4 protein-coding genes are annotated in these 4,246 nt (G+C 65.1%); 2 read left to right on the forward strand and 2 right to left on the reverse strand.

The window, feature by feature from the left end; translation table 11 throughout:
• Nucleotides 1–14 precede the first annotated feature (14 nt).
• The gene (locus H7290_RS11225; protein ID WP_290514103.1) at nucleotides 15–1,133 is read right to left on the reverse strand and encodes a hypothetical protein; all 1,119 of its coding nucleotides are present in this window, start codon (nucleotides 1,131–1,133) and stop codon (nucleotides 15–17) included.
• Nucleotides 1,134–1,177: 44 nt separating this feature from the next.
• Nucleotides 1,178–1,861, reverse strand: a complete 684-nt coding sequence (locus H7290_RS11230) for a hypothetical protein (protein ID WP_290514104.1) — start codon at nucleotides 1,859–1,861, stop codon at nucleotides 1,178–1,180.
• Between the two features lie 314 nt (nucleotides 1,862–2,175).
• Between H7290_RS11230 and H7290_RS11235 the strand changes: the two genes are divergently transcribed.
• Both H7290_RS11235 and H7290_RS11240 read left to right on the forward strand, forming a co-directional pair.
• A complete protein-coding gene (locus tag H7290_RS11235) occupies nucleotides 2,176–2,919 on the forward strand; it encodes a hypothetical protein (RefSeq protein WP_290514105.1) in 744 nt (247 codons plus the stop codon).
• Nucleotides 2,920–2,995: 76 nt separating this feature from the next.
• Complete coding sequence (locus tag H7290_RS11240; RefSeq protein WP_290514106.1) at nucleotides 2,996–4,036, forward strand: hypothetical protein; 1,041 nt, start codon at nucleotides 2,996–2,998, stop codon at nucleotides 4,034–4,036.
• Nucleotides 4,037–4,246: the final 210 nt, after the last annotated feature.

A 4,246-nucleotide genomic window follows, 5' to 3' on the forward strand; every position in this document is an offset into this window, starting at 1 on the left:
CAACAATCCGTCATTCAGTACTGGTCGTCGCCCCAGTCGTCGGAATCGTCGGTCGACCTCGCTTCAGCAGCATCGAGCCGCGCGAGCAACTCGCCGTAGTGGCGGCGCGATCGGATGCGCAGCCAGATCGGAATTCCCAATGCGATTGCAAGGGCGAGGAGGTAGAGCCACGATGGAATGACCCATATCGCATCGAGCTCCTGCTTCGCGACCTTGCCGTCTGAACCCGTCACCTCCAGCGACGGCGTGAAGCGTCCCACCAACGGGATGTGGTCCTCCCACGTGCCCGAGAACTTCCTGGTCACGCCACGCAACACGATGCCCTCCGGAACGTCGATCGTTTCAACCGTGCGTCCGCTCAGAACACTCCGAATGACGACCTTGGCCTTGATGTCATCCGAATACGATCCGCGATTCTGCCATTCGAAGCGAATGGTCGCGAGGCTGAGCCCGCGCAGCTTCTCCAAGAAGCCGATCCGGCCGAAATGCAGCCCGTCCCACCAGATGACGCGCGGAGCGCGCGCGTTCTGGACGACCCCGCCACGCGTGCCCTCACCCGGAATGTCGAAGAACACCTGGATCGCCACCGAGGGAGCGGACACCACCTTCGATGTGCCGTCGATGCTGGACTGGCTCACGGGGCTCGACGCTGTGACGTTGGCGTACCAACTACCGGGAGCTGCATCGTCCGGTACGCGCACATCGATGACGAGCCACGCGATCTCCCCCTGACCGAGGTCCTTGACGCGACGCGCAGGCAACTTGATCCATGAAGACGCCCCGTATGTTGCACCATCGACTCCGACGAGCGGAATCCCGTCGTCATCGGCTGCGACATCGGCGGTCGAGAGGTCGAGGTCGATGGGCTTGCCCGTGGTGTTCTGGAATCCCACGCACACGCGACCGCTCTCACCCGGGCCGAAGGTGCCGGCCACGCGTGGCGGAATGCCCGAAATGCTCTGGTTCACTTCAGCGTTCACCGACTGGCGATGCGCGCCATCACGAAGTGGGTACCCGAGGCAACGGTCGACCGAGATCGTCTCTCCCACGACGGTGCTTGCGGCGTGCGCGGGCGCAACGGCGACGCACGTCAGGCAGAGCACCACGAAGGAGGTTCGAAGGAGGCGAAGCATGATGGCGACCTACCCGAAGTCAGGCCACCACAAGCGAACCTGAATCAGGTCGCGGCGACGGTGAACTCGGCTCGGGTCGTGTATGCACCCGCGCCTTGGGTCGCAATCGGATCCGCTTGGAAGCTCAGCGTGCTCGTCGTCGTCGCAGTGCTTCCGAGGGTCTGGCAGATGATGTCTCCCGCACCCGGAGCCGTCGTGGCATCGCGCAGCGGATAGAACAGCGTGTTGCCCCAGCCGGCTGAACAGGCGCCGGGGGTCGCTTGAATGCCGAACTGACCGTCGGCCAGTGCCGCCGAACCGGCGGTCGCTTGCGTGAAGTTGAGCGCGGCTGCACCCGCGCAGACCTCTGTGTACGAGGCACCCACCGTGATGGGTGTCTGACAGAAGATGCCGGTTCCGGCCGTGGCCCGAGTGCTTTCCACGCGCACGAGGGACTGCGAACCGTTGGTCGTACCCTGGGTGACCGTGCAGGCGCCCAGCAGCTGGGCACCGACTGCGCTGGGAAGGAAGTTGGCGCCGGTCATCGTGCCGTTGGTCGTGCACGTGCCTCCGAGCGTGACCGCGCCGTCGACCGTCACGCCGATCGTCGACGAGTTCGCCGCCTGCGAATCTCCCGTGAACGACACACCGGAGGCAGCCAGGCCTCCCCAGACAAGCAGCACCAGCGCAGGCAGGAATGCCCAGCGGTTGATGTGGCGCGAGCGAGCTGCAGTGGGGGCGGTCGTCATCGTGGGAATCCTTCGACGTGGCGGTACGCGGATGCGGAGAGATCGCATCTGGGGGCTACCGGACAGGTGTCGGCATCGGCGCTGCCGAACTTGAGCACACGCGATCCGTTGCAACGTCTGGAGCTGAGCCCGGCGCGCTTCCCACGCGCGGGAGCTTGATCGGCGACTGTAGACCTTGCAATCGGAGGGTCTTTCGTTGCAGAAGCCCTCAAGTGCACGGCCCAGCTTGCCGACATCTGCATCGATGTCGTTCGCGACGCCGACCCACGGCGACGCGCATCGCCCGCAGTTCTTCCTCAAGGAGCCACTCCACGATGAGCACCCACACCCTTGCGCCGCGCTCCAAGCCATCGCGACTGCTTGTGTTCGCTCCGACGCTTCTCATCCTCGGCGTCATCGCATTCGTGGCATCGGGGGCTTCGGTCGTTCCGGGCGCCAGCGCCGTGACTGCCATCGGCGTGACCGGCACGGTTTCTTCGACGTTCACCGTCGACCCGACCGCTACCGGTGGTACCGGCGCAACGGGCTGTGCCGACGAATCGCTTGGTGCGACGTTCCAGTCGACCGCAGCTTACTCCAACGGCTGTCGAATCTCGTTCACGGCGAACGCTGCGAATGGCGTCACGATCACCTTCGACAACAACAACGCAGCGGCAAATGACGCCAATGGGTTCTTCTGCGTCGACCCTGACGGTGCCGGTGTTGCACCGCGTGATTGCGGCGCTGCCGGTGCCACGGCCAACCGCGTCGCAAACGTCACCGGCACCAGCCAGACGCTCGCGTCGGACAAGTTCGGCTTGGCGCTGACTGCGGTGGGCGGTGATGGTGGCGTCGCTGCCGGCGCTGGCGCTCCGACGGTGAATGCCGCGCCGACGTCAGCGTCAGCGGCATGGAATCAGATCGGCACCAACGGTGCTGGCACGACTCTCTGCACCACCACGGGGCCGAACACCACGGGCTCGAACTGCGACTTCGTGTTCGGCGGTCTCGGCAAGGGTGCCGTGCAGGCGGCTGGCTCCTACGGTGGCTCACTGCGCCTGGTGACCTCGACGAACTGATCCGACATGGAGCAACGCATTCCAGCGAGGGCGGCACTTAGGTGCCGCCCTCGACTCCTGTGGGTAGGCAACCGCCATGCCGTTCCTCCTTGATCCGACACGAGTTCGATGCACCTTGGGGTCGTGGCTCGTTCTGTGCCTCGTAGCCGCGTGCGGCGCGCCGGCACCTGCCAGCGCCAACGTCGTACGCACCCAGAACCCCCCGAACACCGACCCGACCGGCCAACTGTCAATTTCACCCGGGCGCATCGAGACCGATGTCCAACCCGGCGTTCGGACCACGCAGAAGATCACGCTCGTCAACGACTCTGACCAAGAGATCGACGTCTCCGTCATCGCGACCGACCTCGGGCAGTCGAGTGATCCGCGCAACGTCGCGCAGCGTGTCGAGAAGGGCGAATTCGGGGCCGGATCCTGGCTGACCCCTGAGATCACCGACTTCCGGATGAAGCCGTTCGAGCTCGTGGCGTTCCTGGTCGTGATCGACCCACCCACCGATGCTACGGTGGGCACGAGCCTCGGCGGCCTTGCGATCGACTCCTCCATCGCATCGGGAGCAATCGGCACCGCGAACGAACCCGAAGGCGCAACGGCGCCGATTCTGCTCGCCGAGGGCCTCCTCCAGATCTTCCTCACCGTGCCGGGCGACGTCGACCACAAGCTCCGTATCGTCGATGTCGATCTCCGCGACAAATACGTCTTCGGGTCGCAGCGCTTCGCGATCTGGAACGTGACGTTCGCCAACGCCGGAACGGTCAACGAGCATGTCGCAGGCCGTGTCGACATCACGAGCGTCTTCGGCAACGCGGCGCACAGCGAGAAGATCGACGACTATGTCGTACTTCGCGGTGCGCGACGCACGGTTCGCGTCGTATGGAGCGACATCCCGGCGATCGGAGCGTTCACCGCGACAGCCAAGGTACACGGCGACAACGCCGATCGTATCGAGGCCTCGAGCGAGCGCCTGGTGATCTTCCCGTGGTGGCTCATCGTGATCCTGCTGGTGGCAGTACTCGCGCCGTTCCTCTACCTCTGGTGGCGACGCCGACAGGATTGGCGGCAGTACCTCGCGGAGGATGCGTGGGACGCGGAGGATGATCCGACCCTCGCGCGCTGACCTCAAGCCGATGCGCGTTCAAGCCGATACCCATGTACGTGCCTCCGTCAGCCCTCACCCCCCGATGCTCACCGCGCCTTGCGAGGCCGGCTGCGCTGTGGCTGCCGCTCATCGCGCTTGTTTCGGTGATCGTGCTGAGCTACGGAACCGGTCACGGATTTCAGCCTGCGGCACAGGGTGCCACCGTCATCAACGTCACCGGTTCGGTGG

Origin of the sequence: Aeromicrobium sp. (assembly GCF_014378035.1) — a bacterium.
Taxonomy (GTDB): Bacteria; Actinomycetota; Actinomycetes; order Propionibacteriales; family Nocardioidaceae; genus Aeromicrobium.

What these genes read in the sequence shown, in the direction of transcription:
- H7290_RS11225 (WP_290514103.1), bottom strand. Translation starts at nt 1,133, where the DNA reads ATGCTTCGCCTCCTTCGAACCTCCTTCGTGGTGCTCTGCCTGACGTGC.
- H7290_RS11230 (WP_290514104.1), bottom strand. Translation starts at nt 1,861, where the DNA reads ATGACGACCGCCCCCACTGCAGCTCGCTCGCGCCACATCAACCGCTGG.
- H7290_RS11235 (WP_290514105.1), top strand. Translation starts at nt 2,176, where the DNA reads ATGAGCACCCACACCCTTGCGCCGCGCTCCAAGCCATCGCGACTGCTT.
- H7290_RS11240 (WP_290514106.1), top strand. Translation starts at nt 2,996, where the DNA reads ATGCCGTTCCTCCTTGATCCGACACGAGTTCGATGCACCTTGGGGTCG.